A 19,101-nucleotide genomic window follows, 5' to 3' on the forward strand; every position below is an offset into this window, starting at 1 on the left:
AGGAGGTAATCTTCATGAAGAATAAGAAAGCAAAAAAAGTAATGGCAGGCTCTATGGCGGTGGTTATAGCAGCAGGACTTGCAGGAACTTGTGGATATTATAATCATGCATCTGAGGTTCGGGCCGAAGAAGATACAGAAGTATTGCAGGAAACGGCAGAACAAGTACTGGGAGACAGTGATACGGGTGATGATGGAGAATTTTATAAAGAAGAATCCGTTTATGTGAAGGCTGACGCTTCTGGTCATCCAATGAAGACAACAGTCACGGAATGGCTGAAGAATCCAGAAAAAGGAACATTTGAAGATTCGACAGAATTGAATGACATCAAAAATATTAAAGGAGAAGAGAGCTTCCATGAAGGAACGGATGGCTCTTTGCAATGGCAATCTGAGGGAAATGACATTTATTATCAGGGAACGGTAGACAAAGAACTACCGGTGGATGTAAAAGTATCCTATAAGTTGGATGGGGAAAGCATTTCCCCAGAGGAACTGGAAGGGAAAGACGGGAAGTTAGAGATTCATTTTGAATATGAGAATAAATCCAAAGAAACGGTAGATGTAGGTGAAGAAAATGTGGAAATGTATACACCGTTTACCATGGTCACAGCGATGATGCTTCCAACGGATGGTTATAAAAATGTGACGATTGATAATGGTAAGATTATTTCAGACGCTGACAAAGATATTATTGTCGGGGTGGCATTCCCGGGACTGGAAGAGAATCTGAATCTTCAGGATCTGGATGTAGATATTCCAGACAGTGTAACGATTACGGCCGATGTAGAAGATGCATCAGTGGAACCGACCATTACACTTGCCTCTGCAGAGCTTTTGAATGAAATAGATCTGGATAACATCGACAGTTTTGATGATCTGGAAGGCTCCATCGAGCAGTTAGAGGATGCAACCAATCAGTTGGTAGAAGGTTCGAAATCTGCAGCCGATGGGGCGAAAGAACTGGCCGATGGATCTAAGACCTTATCTGACGGTGTGAATACGCTGAATGATAAGAGTGGTGAATTGGCAAGTGGAATGAATACTCTGGCAGATGGAGTGAATGCGTATGTAGGCGGAGTAAGCCAGCTCGCAAGTGGAAGTACTTCTGTGGCAAATGGAACAGCAACTTTAAAATCTGGTGTACAGACAGTACAGGCAGGCATCGCTTCTGCAAAAGCCGGGGCAGACCAGCTGGTAGCCGGATACACTGGAGGCGGAACAGAAACAGGAGTAGGTGTTGTTACAGCCGCACAGTCAATCAGTGATGGGATTACTGCATTAAATAACACATTAAGTGAGAATACCAGTCTTACACTTAGTTCGGCGCAAGAACAGTCAATCAGTGGTATGGCATACCAAATGGCAGTAAAATCGGTTGAGAATATACCAGAGGATACATTTACTAATCTTGGGACAACAAAGACTGATTATATTTCAAATCTGAGTGGACAGTATGAAGAATTATTAAAATTACAATTTACGAATACAATGAATCAGACCGCAGCTACTGTGAAATCTACAATTAAAGATAATATACAACCAATAGTTACAGGAGCTCCAGCATTAGCAGCCGGAGTAAATCAATTGTATGCCGGAACTGTAGATTTACAGAAAGGTTTAAGCCAGCTCAATGACGGAAGCGCATCATTAGTGCAAGGAACTTCAGACCTGTATGAAGGAGCAATTGCATTACAACAAGGAGCAGCAAAACTCAATGAAAGAAGCAGCCTGTTATCTACAGGAACACAGTCTCTGAAAGCTGGCGGTTCCCAACTGACGTCCGGCGTTGGCCAGCTTGCAGACGGCGCCGGGCAGGTCGCAGATGGCGCAAGTGCACTGGCAGACGGAAATCAGCAGCTTTCAGATGGTATGGCGGAATATAAAGAATCCGCCATCGATAAATTAACAGAACTATTCAACGGAGATATCCAGAATGTAACATCACGAATTGATGCTATGAAGACATTAAGTCGAAATTACAAATCCTTCGCAGGAATCAAGGATGGTGTCAATGGAAGTACAAAATTCATCATTGAGACAGAAGGAATAGATTAACAAAATAACGCGAATGGGTACACCACAAATGACGAATGGGTACACCACATTTTTTAATTGGGGACGTAGACTTTTTTCAAAAGTCTACGTCCCCAATTGTTAAAATGAAGCTCCCATGCTATAATAAGTCCAGTCATATTACGGAAAGGATGGAATATCATGGAGGCTTATACAAGTTTTGCGGTGGTTTATGATACGTTCATGGATAATGTCCCATATGAGGAATGGGCTGATTATTTGTGGAAATTATTGCGGGAATATGGTATTGCAGATGGACTGGTATTGGAGTTGGGCTGTGGAACAGGCAGTATGACGGAACTTCTGGCGTCGAAGGGGTATGATATGATTGGCGTGGATAATTCGGAGGATATGCTGGAGCTTGCGATGGAGAAGCGAATAGAGAGTGGACATGATATTCTGTACTTGTTGCAGAATATGCAGGAGTTTGAATTGTATGGTACGGTGAGAGCTGTGGTCAGTGTCTGTGATTCGGTGAATTATGTGACGGATGAGGAGGAGTTGACGGAGGTCTTCCGTCTGGTGAATAACTATCTGGATCCTCAAGGTGTATTTATCTTTGATTTTAATACAGAATATAAGTATCAGGAGATTCTCGGAGAGCAGGTGATTGCGGAAGAACGGGAAGAATGTAGCTTTATCTGGGATAATTATTATGATGAAGAGCAGAAGATCAATGAATATGAACTGACGTTGTTTGTACAGAGTCAGGAAGATCCCGAGTTGTATCGCAAGTACCAGGAGGTTCATTATCAGAGGGCATATACTTTGGAGAGAATAAGGAATTTGATTGAAAAAGCAGGACTTCGTTATGTGACAGCGTATGATGCATACACGAAGGATGCTCCATTGTATACAAGTGAGCGTATCTGTGTGGTAGCACAGGAATGTGGAAAATAAGAAGATTGAAATAAGAAAGGCAGATAGAAAATGAAAGATTATATTGTAAGAGCAACTGCGGCAGATAATCAGATCCGGGCGTTTGCTGCGACAACAACACAGGTGGTGGAGATTGCAAGACAACACCATAATACCAGCCCGGTAGCAACAGCAGCGCTGGGACGTCTCCTGACAGCAGGAGCTATGATGGGAAGCATGATGAAAAATGATACGGATATGTTGACCTTACAGATTCGTGGGGATGGACCGATTCAGGGAATTACAGTTACAGCAGATAGTCATGCCAATGTTAAAGGGTATGTGGGGAATCCGGATGTAGTATTGCCACCTAAAAATGGTAAACTGGATGTTGGCGGAGCTGTTGGCATTGGATTATTGCAAGTTATTAAGGATATGGGACTCAAAGAACCATATTCTGGACAGACGATTCTGGTGTCCAGCGAGATTGCAGAAGACTTGACTTATTATTTCGCTAATTCTGAACAGGTTCCGTCTTCAGTAGGCTTAGGAGTTTTGATGGAGAAGAATAATACCGTTCGTTGTGCCGGTGGATTTATTATTCAGCTTATGCCATTTGCAGAAGAAAAGACAATCAGTCAGTTGGAAGAGAACTTAAAGAATGTGACGTCGGTGACAGCACTTCTGGATCAGGGATATACACCGGAGCAATTGTTGGAAACGTTGCTTGGCAATCTTGGATTGGAGATTACAGATACAGTGCCAACTCAATTCTACTGTAATTGTTCGAAAGAAAGAGTGGAACAGGCTGTGGTCAGTATCGGGCGCAAAGAGATTCAGGAGATGATTGATGACGGAGAGGACATTGAAGTGAAGTGTCATTTCTGCAATACAGCGTATCGATATACGGTAGATGAATTAAAGAATATTATAAAACGAAGTAAATAAAGAGGTGGGGAGAAGAAGATGAGACACGGATTTGTAAAAGTGGCGGCGGCAACTCCAGATATTAAGGTCGCAGATGTAGCATACAATACAGAACATATCTGTAATCTGATAGATGAGACGGTTCGGGAAGATGCTAAGATTATCGTATTTCCAGAGTTATGTATTACCGGATATACTTGCAGTGATCTGTTTATGCAGGATGTTTTGTTAGAAGATGCGCGGCAGGCACTTCATATGATTGCACAGCATACTGTAGGTAAAGATGCTTTGATATTTGTTGGAGTACCACTGGCAATAGACGGGGAATTATATAATGTGGCAGCAGCTTTAAATCAAGGAAAGATTCTGGGCTTGACAACTAAGACATTTCTTCCGAATTATGGAGAATTCTATGAGATGCGTCAGTTTTGCCCAGGACCGAAAAAAGCAAGAGAGATTCTGTTTGATGGGGAAATGATTCCGTTTGGTCCTCAGTTGTTGTTTACAGCATCTTCGATGGAATCGTTAATTGTATCGGCAGAGATCTGCGAAGATGTCTGGTCGCCGATTCCTCCAAGTATTGAAGCTGCAAGAGAAGGGGCGACATTGATCGTTAACTGTTCTGCCAGTGATGAAACGATTGGAAAAGACTCTTATCGCAGAAGTCTGATTGAGGGACAGTCTGCCCGTCTGATCTGCGGATATATTTATGCAAATGCAGGAGAAGGGGAATCTACAACGGACCTTGTATTTGGTGGTCATAATATCATTGCTGAGAATGGAACGATACTGGCTTCCAGTAAACGTTTCCATAATGGGGCAATTTATACAGAGTTGGATATGAAGCGTTTGTTGAGTGAGCGAAGAAAAAATACAACGTTTCAGACGACAGGAGAACGGAAGATGATGCGTATTCCGTTTGAATTGAAATCCACTGAGACAAAGCTGACCAGAACATTTCCCTCACGCCCGTTTGTACCAAGTGTGCAAAGTGAACGCGCAAGACGCTGTGAAGAGATATTGACAATTCAGGTAATGGGATTGAAAAAAAGGTTGTCTCATGCATGGGCGAAGAGTGCAGTAGTTGGAATCTCTGGTGGCCTGGATTCTACGCTGGCATTGCTGGTTACAGCCAAGGCATTTGATGCGTTGGGGATGGATCGGAAAGGAATCGTAGCTGTGACTATGCCATGTTTTGGAACTACAGACAGAACATATCAGAACGCATGTAAGATGTCACAGAAGTTAGGTGCAACTTTAAGGGAGATTCCAATTGGGGAAGCAGTAAAACAACATTTTAAAGATATCGGACATGATCCAGAAGATCATAGTGTCACTTATGAAAATTCTCAGGCCAGAGAACGTACGCAGGTATTGATGGATGTGGCTAACCAAACCGGAGGAATTGTTATCGGAACTGGTGATATGTCTGAACTTGCTCTTGGATGGGCGACTTACAATGGGGATCATATGTCCATGTATGGTGTTAATGCATCGGTCCCGAAGACATTGGTAAGACATCTGGTACATTATTATGCAGATACTTGTGAAGATGAAGACCTTAAGGCTGTTCTCTATGATGTGTTGGATACACCAGTAAGTCCAGAACTTCTTCCTCCAAAAGATGGTAAGATTGCGCAGAAGACGGAAGATCTGGTGGGACCATATGAATTGCATGATTTCTTCTTATATTATCTGCTTCGGTTTGGGTATGAGCCAAGTAAGATTTATCGAATTGCCAGATATGCTTTTGGAGGAGAGTATGATGATGTAACGATATACAAGTGGTTGGAAACTTTCTGCCGCAGATTCTTTACGCAACAGTTTAAGCGCTCATGTCTGCCGGATGGACCAAAAGTTGGAACGGTAGCGTTATCTCCACGAGGAGACTGGAGGATGCCAAGTGATGCCTGTGTGGCAAGCTGGCTACGTGATCTGGAACAGATGAAGCCTGAAAAATAGGGAAACTATGATTTGGATTCTGAGGTAAAGGGAGAAGAAAAAATGGAAGCGAAGAAAGAAATTGCAGTACAGAATTTCAAAAAAGGCTATAATTGCTGTCAGGCAGTTGCCTGCGCATATTGCGAAGAACTGGGCGTTAAGAAAGAAGATATGTTCAGAATGACGGAAGGATTTGGTCTGGGTATGGGAGGTCTGAAAGATACTTGCGGTGCAGTGACAGGAATGTTCTTGATTATCAGCCTTGCGAACAGTGCCGGGGATATGGAAAAACCATTGGCGACCAAGATGGATACTTACGCGAAGTTCCGCGAAGCAGCAGAAAAGTTCCGTGAAAAGAATCGTTCGATTTACTGCAGAGATTTGAAAAATATGGAGGGCCCTCAGCCATTGGTATGCTGTACACAATGTGTTGAAGATGCGGCGGCATTGGTGGATGAATATTTTAGGGAGAAGCAGAAGTAGTATGAGAATTGAAATTCCAGGATATAAAGTATTAACACTGGATTATCTGGTTCTGGATTATAATGGAACGATTGCAACGGATGGAAAAATTCCAGAAGATGTAAAAGAGAAGATCAGATGTCTGGCAGAATTCTTTAAGATATACATTCTGACAGCAGACACCCATGGAACTGCCAGTCAGATGTGTGAGGATATTCCAGTTACAATTATGACATTTCCCGGGGATGATGCGATGAAAGAAAAGCTTCGTATTGTCACAGAATTGGGCGCGGAACATTGCATTGCAATTGGGAATGGGCGAAATGACTGTCAGATGTGTGCTGTTAGTGGCCTGTCCATTGCGGTGACAGACCGGGAAGGAATGTACGGAAAGCTGATTCTGGAAGCAGATATCTGTGTTACTTCTATTTTAGATGCCTTGGAATTGTTCGAATATCCCAAACGTTTGATCGCAACCTTACGGGGATAGAGAAAAAGAGGACAGAGAGAATTCTCCTGTCCTCTTTTTGGAATTATAATTTGATGTTCTTGAAGAGATCTCCCAGGCTGGTTCCAATGTTTTCAGACTTTGGAATGACAACTTTTTCTTCTGGTTCCTCCTGAACTTCTTCTAAAGCTTTCATGCTCAAACTGATCTTACCGTCTTTCACACCGATGATTTTAACGGTCACTTCATCGCCTTCATTCAATACATCTTTTGGTGATTTTACACGTTTCTGGCTAATCTGTGAAACGTGAACCAGTCCGGACAGTCCGTCTTCCAGACGAACAAATGCTCCATAGTTTTGAAGACTTTCTACTTTGCCGGTAACAACACTGCCAACTTTTACATTAGCAATCTTTTCTTCCATAGCCTTTTTCTCTTTTTCTTTCAATATCTCACGTGCAGACAGTACCAGACGGTTGTTAGCCTGGTCAACATCAATGACTTTCACTTCGATATCTTTTAACAGGTAGCTTTCCAGATCTTCAATATAAGATAAGGATAATCTTGAAGCAGGGATGAATCCACGAAGTCCTTCTACCATCGCAATAGCACCGCCATTGACGATTCCTTCGATTTTCACAGGAAGCACCGTGCCTTTTTCCATGTAAGATTCTACAAGATTCCAAGGGTTTGCATCATCAAAGTGATCTTCCAGATCTGCCATGGTCTCTGCTGCAGCATCAGCAACAGGTTCTGTTGTTGTTTCTCGTAATAATTCTTCGCTCATTGTAAAATTCCCTTTCTATATATCGAGACTCTACGTTCTCACATGATATGTTCAGTATAGCATAAAACAAGGGAGATGTTCAAAGAAAAAAACAGAAGAACCAAGAATTTATGGTTGACGAAAGTAAGAAAAAATGGCACTCTTACTATGGGAAGCAAAATAAAATGAATAAAAACTAAGGATGTGAATATATGGGAAAGAAAGCAGGAAAGGTATATGTAGTAGGACATAAGAATCCAGATACTGATTCTATCTGTTCTGCAATTGCATATGCACACCTGAAAAAACAGCTGACTGGAAATGAATATGTAGCCAGAAGAGCCGGACAGATAAATGAAGAGACGCATTATGTTCTAAAGAAATTCAAAGTGGATCCACCAGATTTGTTGTCCAACGTGAAATTGCAGGTAAAGGATATGGATATTCATAAGATGGAAGGTGTGGAACCAAATGTATCCATTAAAGATACCTGGGCAAAGATGAAGGAACAGAATGTCAAGACACTTCCGATTCTGAAGGACGAGGAATTGGTGGGTGTGATTTCTACCGGAGATATTGCAACTTCTTATATGGAAGTCTATGATAATCGAATTTTGTCTTCAGCAAAAACACAGTATCGTAATATTGTAAAGACTTTAGATGGAACGTTAATTACCGGAAATGAACATGGATATTTTACCAAAGGGAAAGTAACGATTGCAGCATCCAATCCAGATCTGATGGAAGAATTTATTGAAAAAGATGATCTGGTTATTCTGGGAAACCGTTATGAATCTCAGAGTTGTGCGATGGACATTGACGCAAGCTGTCTGGTAGTCTGCCAGGGAGCAGAAGTATCAGAAGAATTGATTCAACGTGCAGAAGAACAGAGTATTGTGATTATTAGCACTCCGCATGATACATTTACGGCAGCACGTCTGATCAATCAAAGTATTCCAGTTAAGCATTTTATGACAAAGACGCCACTGGTTACGTTCCAGATGAATGATTATGTAGAAGATATTAAGGAAGTCATGACAAAAAAGAAATTCCGTGATTTCCCAATCCTTGATCGTCATGGACGTTTTAAAGGTCTGATATCCAGACGTCGTTTTATGGATGTCAGCAAAAAGAAGGTTATTCTGGTAGATCATAACGAAAAATCTCAGGCAGTCGATGGAATTGAAGAAGCTGAGATCGTTGAGATCATAGACCATCACAGACTGGGAAGTATCGAGACGATGGGGCCTGTATTTTTCCGTAATCAGCCAGTAGGATGTACGGCAACAATTGTATGTCAGATGTATGAAGAATCTGGTGTGAAGATTACGCCAACAATCGCTGGATTATTGTGTGCAGCAATTATTTCCGATACATTGCTGTTCCGTTCACCAACTTGTACGAAAATCGATGAAAAGGCGGCGAAGAAGCTTTCCAAGATTGCAGGCATTGATATGGAACAGATGGCTGGAGAAATGTTCAAAGCAGGAAGTAATCTTCAGGGTAAAACTGCGGATGAGATCTGTTTCCAGGATTTCAAACAGTTTACGGTAAATGATACAGTGTTTGGAGTGGGTCAGATCAATTCTATGAATAAAGAAGAATTGGCAGAAATCCGGGAAATTATAGAGCCACATCTGCCGAAGGTGTTAGAAGAACAGAATCTGCAGATGATTTATTTTATGCTGACGGATATTCTGGATGAATCTACGGAATTAATCTGCTGTGGCAACAATGCCAAAGAGTATATTATTGATGCATTTGATTTAAAAGAGGGTACAGACAAGATTATATTAAAAGGAGTGGTATCCAGAAAGAAGCAGTTGATTCCAACGTTGGTAGGTGCTTTGCAGCAATAAAACAGAACTCAAAACTAAAAACAGTGAGGGATGAGATATGGGAAGACAGATATGGAGACCTGGCAATATGTTATATCCCCTTCCGGCAGTCATGGTAAGTGCGGCAGACCGTGAAGGAAATTCTAATATCCTGACGGTTGCATGGACAGGAACCATCTGCTCAGATCCTGCGATGTTATATATATCCGTAAGGCCGGAACGCTATTCATACCACATGATCAAAGAAACCGGAGAGTTTGTAGTGAATCTGACTACGGAGAAACTGGCCTATGCTACAGACTGGTGTGGGGTGAGATCAGGAAGAGATGTGGACAAATGGAAAGAAATGAAGCTCACAAAAGGGAAGGCAGAAAAGCTGGAGTATGCTCCGATCATTCAGGAAAGCCCGGTCAATATTGAGTGTAAAGTAACGGAAGTAAAGGAACTGGGATCACATCATATGTTTCTGGCAGAAGTGAAGGCTGTCCAGGTGGATGAAAAATATATGAAGAAAAATGGAAAGTTTGAATTGAATTCTACAGGACTTCTGACATATTCACATGGAGAATACTTGAGTCTGGGAGCATCTTTGGGAACATTTGGATGGAGTGTCAGGAAAAAAGAAATGAAGAAAAAGAAATAAAATACAGGAACGGGACGATAGAGATACATATCGTCCCGTTTGGTGTCTATTCATCTAAAGGTTTGATTTTCTGAAGATAGATATGGCGAAGCAGGATTGTAGACAGAATGACGGAGACAATCTCTGCAATCGGAATCGCCCACCATATTGCAGAAAGCCCGAATAATCTTGCAAATGTATAAGCGACCGGAAGAATCACAAAAAGTTGTCTGGCCGCAGATACGATCAAACTATAGATTCCATTTCCCAGTGCCTGGAATACGGAACCTGCAATGATACAATATCCGGCAAACAGGAAGCTGAGGCTGATAATCCGAAGCGCCGGTACACCGATTGCCAGCATATTTTCTGAGGCATCAAACAGATTCCTAAGCAGAAAATCAGGAAGTGTCTGGAAGATTATGAGTCCAATCAGCATAATGGATATGGCAATCAGAACACTGAGTTGAATTGTCCGAATGATTCTTTTCTTATTTCTGGCACCATAATTATAGGCAATGATCGGAATCATGCCGTTATTCAGACCAAAGACAGGCATGAAAATAAAACTTTGTAATTTAAAATATACACCGAATACAGCAGCTGCTGTTGAAGAGAAGATCAAAAGGATTTTATTCATGCCAAAAGTCATGACAGAACCGATTGCCTGCATGATAATAGAAGGGATTCCGACTTCGTAGATGGTCTTAATGGTCTGTAGATGCGGACGAAATCCTTTCAGGCTTATATTAATTTCCTTATTTTTTCTGATATTAAAGTAAAAAGACATGAATACAGCTGTAATCTGTCCGATAATTGTAGCAATGGCAGCACCTGCAACTTCTAATCTTGGGAATCCAAACCAGCCGAAGATCAGAATTGGATCCAAAATGATATTGATAATAGCTCCAGTGCCCTGGGTCATCATATTGTAAATGGTCTTCCCGGTAGACTGCAATAGCCGCTCTGAAGTAATCTGAAGGAAAATGCCGGCGGAACATAACGTAATAATGGTCAGGTATTGTGTACCATAGGTAATGATCTTTGGGTTATCTGTCTGAATTGTGAAGAAAAAGTGTGAGCCAATTCCGCCAAGCATGGCAAAGATGATACAACTTACGATACCAAGGAAAAGTCCGTTTTTGGCGGCATTATTAGCCCCAGTATAATTCTTTTCGCCGAGATTTCTGGAAAGAAGGGCATTGATTCCCACACCAGTTCCAGATGCAACAGCAATCATCAGAGACTGGATTGGGAAAGCGAGAGATACAGCAGTCAGAGCCTCTTCATTTAACTGCGCTACGAACATACTGTCAATTACATTATAAAGTGCCTGCACCAGCATAGAGATCATCATGGGCAGCGACATGTTGATTAATAATTTTGGAACCGCCATGGTTCCCATCTTGTTCTCCTGTACGGGAGTATCTTTTGTCTTAGTGTCTGACATTATAGAACCTCCTTGTAGACCTGAAACGTAGTGCTTATAGCATAGCATTAACATATATAGAATGCAATGAATTACATACCAGTTTCTGCTGAAACATATAAATAAAGAAAGAATAGATAAACGGGGGAAGGTTTGGTGAAGAAAACCGGATGTAATAAGATAAAGATGTTGTGTGGATTGTTCTATACCTTGTGCCTGCTTCAGGTATTGGGAATATCTGTATATCAGAATCAGAAAGATGAAGAGGAAGAAGAAACGAATAAAGTGGATGATGCAATTGCCTTTGTTAGTTCCTCTATGGTAGAAGAGCCGCCGAAGATAGCGATTACATTTGACGATGGCCCAAGCAGTCAATGTACGGGAAGATTGCTAGACGGATTAAAGGAGAGAAATGTAAAGGCTACATTTTTCCTGATCGGAGAGAATGCCAAAGAGAATCCTGAACTGGTGAAACGACTGGATGAAGAGGGGCATCTGATTGGGAATCATACGTATCATCATGTAGAGATTACAAAGGTTTCTGATGAAGAAGCAAAAAAGGAAATTCTGGATACAAATAAAGTAATCACATCAATTACTGGAAAATCAGTGGAATATATGCGGCCGCCGTTTGGCCTGTGGCAACGTAATCTGGAGATGGAGATCGAGGTTCTTCCGGTCATGTGGACCATAGATCCTCTGGACTGGACGACGGAAAACGTAGATGAAATAGTAAATAAAGTAGTGACGGAAGCAGAAGAAAATGATATTATTTTGTTACATGATTGTTATGATTCCAGTGTGGATGCTGCACTTCGAATCATTGATATCCTGCAGAAAAAAGGATTTGAATTTGTAACAGTGGATCAATTAATTATGAATTAAAAGATCTGTCAGACCAAAGAATAAGAATATAAAAAACAGACGGAACAGGAAGAAGAATATGGCGGTTCATGAATTTTCCAGAACGGAATTATTAATAGGAGAAGAAGGATTACAGAGATTAAGACATGCAACGGTGATGATACTCGGCGTCGGCGGGGTCGGATCCCATTGTATCGAGGCGCTTGCAAGAAGCGGTGTGGGAAAGCTGATCCTGGTGGACAATGATACGGTGTCTCTGACCAATATTAACCGACAGTCCATTGCATATCACAGCACAGTCGGACGATATAAAACCCGTGTGATGAAAGAGAGGATTGCAGATATCTGTCCACAGACGGAAGTGATTACTTATGAAATGTTCGTATTGCCTGAGAATATGGAGCAGATCTTTGAACAGAGACCAGATTATATTATTGATGCGATTGATACGGTCACAGCTAAGATCGCTCTGGTTGAAAAAGCTCTGGAATTGGATATTCCGATTATCAGCAGTATGGGAACAGGAAATAAACTCCATGGGGAGCTGTTTGAGATTACGGATATCAGCAAGACCAGTGTCTGTCCATTATGCAAAGTAATGCGTAAAGAATTGCGTGCCAGAGGGATTTATCATCTGAAAGTCGTGTATTCCAGGGAGAAGCCGATAGATGTGTCACAAAGAACGACGGACGAAGAGAAAGGAAGCAGAAGGTCATTGCCGGGAAGTGTGTCATTTGTTCCTCCAATCGCAGGACTTCTGCTTGCCGGTGAAGTGATCCGAGAGCTGATGGAAGAGGTGGAATAGATGGATTTATTTGATTATGTCAGAGAAAAAAATATGGATAAGGAAGCACCGCTTGCTTCCAGAATGCGTCCCACAACTTTGGAAGAAGTAGTGGGACAACAGCATATTATCGGAAAAGGGAAGCTTTTATATCGTGCGATTAAGGCAGATAAGTTAAGTTCCATTATATTTTATGGTCCTCCGGGAACCGGCAAGACAACACTTGCAAAGGTGATTGCACATACGACCAGTGCAGAATTTACCCAGATCAATGCCACAGTAGCCGGAAAAAAAGATATGGAAGAAGTTGTACTTAAAGCAAAAGAGATGCTGGGCATGTATCAGAGAAAGACGATTCTGTTTGTAGATGAGATTCATCGTTTTAACAAAGGGCAGCAGGATTATCTACTTCCGTTTGTGGAAGACGGAACGATTATTCTCATTGGAGCAACGACAGAGAATCCATATTTTGAGGTAAATGGAGCGTTGATTTCCAGGTCAAGTATCTTTGAGTTATATCCGCTGGAGAAAGAAGATATTAAGACATTACTGCGCCGGGCAGTCTATGATGTAGAAAAAGGAATGGGAAGCTACGAGGCGGTAATTGAGGAGGATGCTTTGGAATTCCTGGCAGATGTCTCCGGGGGAGACGCAAGAAACGCACTGAATGCAGTGGAGTTGGGAATCTTGACGACGGAGAGAAATGGCGACGGAAAGATCCATCTTACACTGGATGTGGCTTCGGAATGTATCCAGAAGCGTGTGGTACGTTATGATAAGACGGGAGATAATCATTACGATACGATTTCCGCATTTATTAAAAGTATGCGGGGATCTGATCCGGATGCCGCGGTGTATTATCTGGCCAAAATGCTGTATGCAGGAGAAGATATTAAATTTATTGCAAGAAGGATTATGATCTGCGCTTCGGAAGATGTGGGAAATGCAGATCCTATGGCGCTCACTGTGGCAGTATCTGCAGCCCAGGCTGTGGAACGGGTTGGAATGCCGGAGGCCCAGATTATTCTGTCTCAGGCAGTGTTGTATGTGGCAACGGCACCGAAAAGTAATTCTGCCTGCAATGCCATCTTCAGTGCAATGGAGAATGTAAAATCCCACAAGACAACGGTTCCGCCGCATTTGCAGGATGCTCACTATAAAGGCTCTCAAAACCTTGGACATGGAATCGGATATAAATATGCACATGATTATCCGGATCATTATGTAAAGCAGCAATATCTTCCAGATGAGATTCAGGATGCAAAATTCTATGAGCCAAGCGATAATGGACATGAAAAAGAGATTAAAGACTGGATGAAGTACCTTCGAAAGGAATGAGAAATAATGATACAAGATGAATATACAGATTCCCAGAGTTTGATTTCCAGCAGGGAAGAGATAGACCATGCATATCTTCATGAGCATGGAATAGAACATTGCCATGAACATAGTCATAGCCATGAGCATATGCATGACCATATGCACGAACATGGTCATGTTCATAGCCCGGAAGAGAAAAAAGCAGTAATAAACCGTCTGTCAAAAGCCATTGGACATCTGGAAGCAGTCAAGCGCATGGTTGAAAAGGATGCAGACTGCAGTGATGTTCTGATCCAATTGGCAGCAGTACGTTCTGCCATCAATAATACCGGAAAAGTAGTACTGAAAAACCACTTGAACCACTGTATTGTAGAAGCGGTAGAAGAAAATGATATGGAAGCCATTGAACGCCTGAATCAGGCAATCGATAAATTTATGAAGTAGAGTCGTTTTGTAGTTGGCGAAAACGGTTGATGACGGTGCGGAGGAATCCTTCTTGGTTGGAAAAGTTTGGCGATTGGGAATGTCAGGCGCAGGGATAGAATCAATCTATCCCTGCGCCTGACATTCCCAATCACAAAACCTACTCAACCAGATTCCCATCAATCCCAATGGTCACGACTTGCCAGGGGATGAATTTTCCGCTTGATTTCAGTGCTTCGGTTGCTGCCCGTTCAATTCCGCCGCAGCAGGGGACTTCCATACGGACGATAGTAAGGCTTTTGATGGAATTGTTTTTTATGATCGCTGTTAATTTCTCTGTATAATCGCCTTCGTCTAATTTGGGACAGCCTATTAAGGTGATGCGGTTTTTGATGAAGCGATTATGAAAATCCCCATAGGCATATGCGGTACAGTCTGCTGCAATTAATAGGTCTGCATTTTCAAAATAAGGTGCATTGACCGGAACCAGTTTGATCTGGACAGGCCACTGACCAAGCTGGCTTGGCGAAGGAGTGCAGGCTGTATTATCAGAGGTGGATGCACTGGAATCGGATGCGGATGGTTCGCTCTGGCGGTTACGGATATTTTGTACCTTTTGACCGGGGCATCCTGCGAATTCTGTTGGCTTTTGCCCTTTTTGTTCCTTCATTTCTGCAATCATTTTCTTGATATTCAGATGCTTTTGTACTGCTTCTTCATCGTATGCTGCGGCCTCTCGTTCTTCCAAAGTGATTGCATTGGTCGGGCATACCGGAAGACAATTGCCGAGACCATCGCAATAGTCATCACGGATCAGCTTTGCTTTCCCGTCTATCATAGCAATGGCGCCCTCATGGCAGGCGGCAGCACAGGCTCCACATCCATTACATTTTTCTTCGTCTATATGAACCATTGTTCTTATCATATAAGTACCTCCTTGATTTGTTGTACCTAATTTACTACAATTATAAAATAAAATATGTTGTTTTTCCAACGATTGGAGGAGCTTATGAAAATAGATATTGATATTTTAAAAAAATCTCCGTTATTTATGGGAATTGAGAAGGAAGAGATAGAGAAGATAATGCCTGTTTTAGAAAGTAAGATGAAAGTATATCAGAAAAATGAAATGATACTGGGAGAGGAGGAGCCGGTAGAGAATCTTGGGGTAATTCTAGAGGGATGTGTACAGATAATATGTGAAGATGTATTTGGCAATCGTTCAATATTGGAACAACTTAGTCAAGGAGAACTATTTGGGGCAGCATTTTCTTGTGCAGGAATCAAAAAAAGTCCAGTCAGCGTTGTGACAGTGACGGATTGTACCGTTTTACAGGTTCCTGTGAAGAGACTATTTGAATTGTCTGCTGAGAGCTCTCTATTACAGCAGAAGTTCTTTATAAATATGGTACAAATATTTGCGAGAAAAAACGTGATGCTGGGAGAAAAGATCCGCCATATTTCAAAACGAACTACTAGAGATAAATTATTATCTTATCTGTCCGAACAATCAAAAAGAGCAGGAAGCAGGCATTTTACCATTCCATTTAATCGACAGGAACTGGCAGATTATCTTTGTGTGGAGCGGAGTGCGATGTCAACGGAACTGGGGAAACTAAAAAAAGAAGGTATTCTTGATATGTGCAGAAGTGAGTTTTGGCTAAAGTAGAAAAAACATTGAGTTTTTATTATTTAAAATGTATAATCAGTTATAGAACGAATTGGGGAATGCTTCACTGGAAGATTCCTAATTTACTTTTTTAGGAGGGAATATCATGAAAGTTTACGATTCAGTAAAAAAGGAAGAATTAGAAGTGGATGGAACAAAAGGATTGATCCAGATCATGAAGGATGGACGTCAGGTAGATTTATATCTGAAAGAAAAGAAATCTGACGCAGATGGTTATATGAGCTGGGATGTAGAACACTGGTCCAGTATCGATCCAAAGAGATTTATCCGTTGCTACTCATTAGAAGGAAGAGTATTGGGTGAATCTACCGGACATAATATCTATGACCTTGAAAATGAGTTTAAGCCGGAAGAAGCAGAAAAAATCGAGCTTAGTTAGGATTTTTGATAATACTTTTCTACTTTTCATCATGCGCAGAATCTCCCTGATGAGGAAGATTAGTGGTTTGGAATGTCAGGCGAGAAGATGGATGGAATGGCTGGCATTCGTTGGACAAGCACTAGAAGCCGTTATAGGAAAAGAAGCAGATATTTTGTGCGAAGATTTGGTTTCCAGCCAAATCTGAGAAGGCTGCTGAGCCTCGAAATCATCAAGATTTCGGGGCGAATCAGCCTGGTCGCCAAATATCTGCTTCTTTTCCTGTTATGGATTCTTAGCGAAGGACTCCGTAATGCCAGCCATTCCATCCATCTTCTCGCCGTCCACATTCCAATCATAACCATTCTCATCTAAATTCATTTTATAAAAAATATGTAAACTATGTTGACAAATGAAAACCATAGTGATACATTAATAGTCGAAGATGTTAGCACTCCTTAAATTCGAGTGCTAACAGGGAAATCCGAAAGGAGGAGTGCAGATGATAGCGGATCATGGACTTAGTGATCGTAAATTAAAAATTCTGCATGCAATCATTCAGAATTATCTTGAGACCGGCGAGCCTGTTGGTTCCAGAACGATTTCAAAATATACGGATTTGAATCTGAGTTCTGCAACGATTCGTAATGAGATGGCTGATCTGGAAGAGCTTGGTTACATTATACAGCCACATACGTCTGCTGGACGAATTCCTTCGGATAAGGGCTATAGACTTTATGTTGATATGTTGATGGAAGAGAAGGAACAGGAACTGAATGAGATGCAGGAGCAGATGCTGGATAAGGCAGACAAGATGGAACAGCTTCTGAAGCAGGCAGCGAAAGTTCTTGCCAGTAATACGAATTACGCAACAATGGTCTCTACACCAATGAACAGCGCGAATAAAATTAAGTTCATTCAGTTGTCTATGGTAGACGAGGAACAGATCATTGCGGTGATCGTACTTGGCGGTAATGTGATTAAGAACAAGATTATTAATATAGATGAACCACTCAGTAATGAAAATTTATTGAAGTTGAATATGCTTCTTAACACAACGTTAAATGGTATGTCTATTGAAGAGATTAATCTTGGATTGATTGCAAGGCTGAAAGAGCAGGCTGGAATACACAGTGCAGTGATTGGAAATGTTCTGGATGCAGTAGCGGATGCCATTCAGATCGATGAAGATATGCAGATCTATACAAGTGGTGCTACGAACATATTTAAGTACCCGGAATTGAGTGATAATCAGAGTGCTCAGGAAATTATCAGTGCTTTTGAAGAAAAGCAGCAATTGACTGAACTAGTGACACAGACGCTGGCAAAAGAAGATAATACAGGGATTCAGGTATATATTGGTGATGAGACACCGGTACAGACTATGAAGGATTGTAGTGTTGTCACCGCAACTTATGAATTGGGAGATGGCATGAAGGGAACCATAGGTATTATCGGACCAAAAAGAATGGATTATGAACATGTATTGAAATCTATGAAACGGCTTCAGAATGAGCTGGATCGGATGTTTCATAAAAAAGAATAAGAAAGGTGGAATAACCCTTGGAAAATAATCAGGAGAAGAGCCAGGAAGAGATGGTAAAAGAAGCAGTTGAGGAGGCAAAGAAAGCTGCTGCAGAGCAGACAGAAGCCGACGAAAAAGCTGCAGAAGAAACTGGCGACGAAAGAGATAATGAAGTAGAATCAGAAGCGGACGCTGCTACAAAAGAAGATGCTGAATCAGATGAAATTGCTGACGAAGCAGAAGCCAAGAACAGTGATGAATCCAAATCTGAAAAAAAGATATTTGGCAAGAAGAATAAAAAAGATAAAAAGGACGAGAAGATCGAAGAACTGACAGACAGACTTACTCGTCAGATGGCTGAGTTTGATAACTTCCGCAAGCGTACAGAAAAGGAAAAATCCCAGATGTATGAAATTGGAGCGAAAGATATCATAGATAAGATTCTTCCGGTAGTTGATAATTTTGAGCGAGGGCTTAATGGTGTCAAGGAAGAAGAAAAAAACGATCCCTTTATCCAAGGAATGGAGATGGTGTATAAACAGTTGATGACTACACTGGAAGGAGTTGGGGTCAAACCTATCGAAGCGGTAGGACAGGAATTCAATCCTGATTTTCATAATGCAGTGATGCATGTGGAAGATGAAAACTTTGGTGAGAATATTGTAGCCGAAGAATTCCAAAAAGGTTATATGTACCGTGACTCTGTAGTGAGACACAGTATGGTAAAAGTAGCAAACTAAATTGAACTTCATTTTAAAATAATTAGGAGGT

At 41.5% G+C, this 19,101-nt stretch carries 20 protein-coding genes; 17 read left to right on the forward strand and 3 right to left on the reverse strand.

From position 1 onward, the window contains the following. Window positions 1-14: 14 nt before the first annotated feature. The 6 genes from ABE613_RS07220 (at window position 15) to ABE613_RS07245 (ending at window position 6,753) form a co-directional block, all read left to right on the forward strand. On the forward strand, window positions 15-2,057 hold the full coding sequence (locus ABE613_RS07220) for a hypothetical protein (protein ID WP_347376041.1): 2,043 nt from the start codon (window positions 15-17) through the stop codon (window positions 2,055-2,057). Window positions 2,058-2,216: 159 nt separating this feature from the next. Next, window positions 2,217-2,975 carry a class I SAM-dependent DNA methyltransferase gene (locus tag ABE613_RS07225; RefSeq protein WP_235232063.1) on the forward strand — a complete coding sequence of 253 codons (759 nt, stop codon included), beginning with the start codon at window positions 2,217-2,219 and terminating at the stop codon, window positions 2,973-2,975. A 30-nt stretch (window positions 2,976-3,005) separates the two neighbouring features. Further along, window positions 3,006-3,881, forward strand: coding sequence for an Hsp33 family molecular chaperone HslO (gene hslO, locus ABE613_RS07230; protein WP_235232064.1), 876 nt, complete (start codon window positions 3,006-3,008; stop codon window positions 3,879-3,881). A gap of 18 nt (window positions 3,882-3,899) precedes the next feature. Next, window positions 3,900-5,822 carry an NAD(+) synthase gene (locus tag ABE613_RS07235; RefSeq protein WP_347376042.1) on the forward strand — a complete coding sequence of 641 codons (1,923 nt, stop codon included), beginning with the start codon at window positions 3,900-3,902 and terminating at the stop codon, window positions 5,820-5,822. Between the two features lie 42 nt (window positions 5,823-5,864). Next, a complete protein-coding gene (locus ABE613_RS07240) occupies window positions 5,865-6,284 on the forward strand; it encodes a C-GCAxxG-C-C family protein (RefSeq protein ID WP_235232066.1) in 420 nt (139 codons plus the stop codon). A gap of 1 nt (window position 6,285) precedes the next feature. Next, the gene (locus ABE613_RS07245) at window positions 6,286-6,753 is read left to right on the forward strand and encodes an HAD family hydrolase (protein WP_235232067.1); all 468 of its coding nucleotides are present in this window, start codon (window positions 6,286-6,288) and stop codon (window positions 6,751-6,753) included. Window positions 6,754-6,796: 43 nt separating this feature from the next. Here the strand turns inward: ABE613_RS07245 and ABE613_RS07250 are convergent, their stop codons facing one another. Further along, window positions 6,797-7,498, reverse strand: a complete 702-nt coding sequence (locus ABE613_RS07250; protein WP_235232068.1) for a S1 RNA-binding domain-containing protein — start codon at window positions 7,496-7,498, stop codon at window positions 6,797-6,799. Between the two features lie 191 nt (window positions 7,499-7,689). Between ABE613_RS07250 and ABE613_RS07255 the strand changes: the two genes are divergently transcribed. Together ABE613_RS07255 and ABE613_RS07260 are read left to right on the forward strand one after the other, a co-directional pair. Beyond that, window positions 7,690-9,336, forward strand: a complete 1,647-nt coding sequence (locus ABE613_RS07255; RefSeq protein ID WP_235232069.1) for a putative manganese-dependent inorganic diphosphatase — start codon at window positions 7,690-7,692, stop codon at window positions 9,334-9,336. Between the two features lie 37 nt (window positions 9,337-9,373). Further along, entirely contained in the window at window positions 9,374-9,958 is a 585-nt protein-coding gene (locus ABE613_RS07260) for a flavin reductase family protein (protein WP_235232070.1), read from the forward strand. Between the two features lie 46 nt (window positions 9,959-10,004). On the opposite strand, the gene ABE613_RS07265 is transcribed toward ABE613_RS07260, so the two are convergent. Next, window positions 10,005-11,387, reverse strand: coding sequence for an MATE family efflux transporter (locus ABE613_RS07265; protein ID WP_235232071.1), 1,383 nt, complete (start codon window positions 11,385-11,387; stop codon window positions 10,005-10,007). A gap of 165 nt (window positions 11,388-11,552) precedes the next feature. Here ABE613_RS07265 and ABE613_RS07270 point away from each other — a divergent pair, with 165 nt between their 5' ends. Genes ABE613_RS07270 through ABE613_RS07285 form a run of 4 tightly spaced genes read left to right on the forward strand, consistent with a single transcriptional unit; the run spans window position 11,553 to window position 14,778 of the window. Next, on the forward strand, window positions 11,553-12,251 hold the full coding sequence (locus ABE613_RS07270; RefSeq protein ID WP_268826434.1) for a polysaccharide deacetylase family protein: 699 nt from the start codon (window positions 11,553-11,555) through the stop codon (window positions 12,249-12,251). Between the two features lie 58 nt (window positions 12,252-12,309). Then, window positions 12,310-13,035 (forward strand): tRNA threonylcarbamoyladenosine dehydratase, encoded by a 726-nt coding sequence (locus ABE613_RS07275; protein WP_235232073.1) that lies wholly within the window; start codon window positions 12,310-12,312, stop codon window positions 13,033-13,035. Then, window positions 13,036-14,352: a replication-associated recombination protein A gene (locus ABE613_RS07280; protein WP_235232074.1), complete on the forward strand. Its 1,317-nt coding sequence runs from the start codon at window positions 13,036-13,038 to the stop codon at window positions 14,350-14,352. A 6-nt stretch (window positions 14,353-14,358) separates the two neighbouring features. After that, the gene (locus ABE613_RS07285) at window positions 14,359-14,778 is read left to right on the forward strand and encodes a metal-sensing transcriptional repressor (RefSeq protein ID WP_331473037.1); all 420 of its coding nucleotides are present in this window, start codon (window positions 14,359-14,361) and stop codon (window positions 14,776-14,778) included. A gap of 139 nt (window positions 14,779-14,917) precedes the next feature. Here ABE613_RS07285 and ABE613_RS07290 read toward each other — a convergent pair whose 3' ends face one another. Next, a complete protein-coding gene (locus ABE613_RS07290) occupies window positions 14,918-15,682 on the reverse strand; it encodes an ATP-binding protein (RefSeq protein ID WP_235232075.1) in 765 nt (254 codons plus the stop codon). Window positions 15,683-15,766: 84 nt separating this feature from the next. Here ABE613_RS07290 and ABE613_RS07295 point away from each other — a divergent pair, with 84 nt between their 5' ends. The 5 genes from ABE613_RS07295 (at window position 15,767) to grpE (ending at window position 19,070) form a co-directional block, all read left to right on the forward strand. Continuing rightward, on the forward strand, window positions 15,767-16,426 hold the full coding sequence (locus ABE613_RS07295; protein WP_347376043.1) for a Crp/Fnr family transcriptional regulator: 660 nt from the start codon (window positions 15,767-15,769) through the stop codon (window positions 16,424-16,426). A 106-nt stretch (window positions 16,427-16,532) separates the two neighbouring features. Further along, window positions 16,533-16,826, forward strand: coding sequence for a hypothetical protein (locus tag ABE613_RS07300; RefSeq protein ID WP_235232077.1), 294 nt, complete (start codon window positions 16,533-16,535; stop codon window positions 16,824-16,826). 72 nt (window positions 16,827-16,898) lie between these two features. Then, entirely contained in the window at window positions 16,899-17,180 is a 282-nt protein-coding gene (locus ABE613_RS07305) for a hypothetical protein (RefSeq protein ID WP_235232078.1), read from the forward strand. Between the two features lie 127 nt (window positions 17,181-17,307). Further along, window positions 17,308-18,351 (forward strand): heat-inducible transcriptional repressor HrcA, encoded by a 1,044-nt coding sequence (gene hrcA, locus ABE613_RS07310; RefSeq protein ID WP_235232079.1) that lies wholly within the window; start codon window positions 17,308-17,310, stop codon window positions 18,349-18,351. Window positions 18,352-18,368: 17 nt separating this feature from the next. Further along, complete coding sequence (gene grpE, locus ABE613_RS07315; protein ID WP_331473038.1) at window positions 18,369-19,070, forward strand: nucleotide exchange factor GrpE; 702 nt, start codon at window positions 18,369-18,371, stop codon at window positions 19,068-19,070. Window positions 19,071-19,101 lie beyond the last annotated feature (31 nt).

Source organism: Dorea chungnamensis, from assembly GCF_039832125.1.
In the GTDB taxonomy this organism is placed as follows: domain Bacteria; phylum Bacillota; class Clostridia; order Lachnospirales; family Lachnospiraceae; genus JAFBIX01.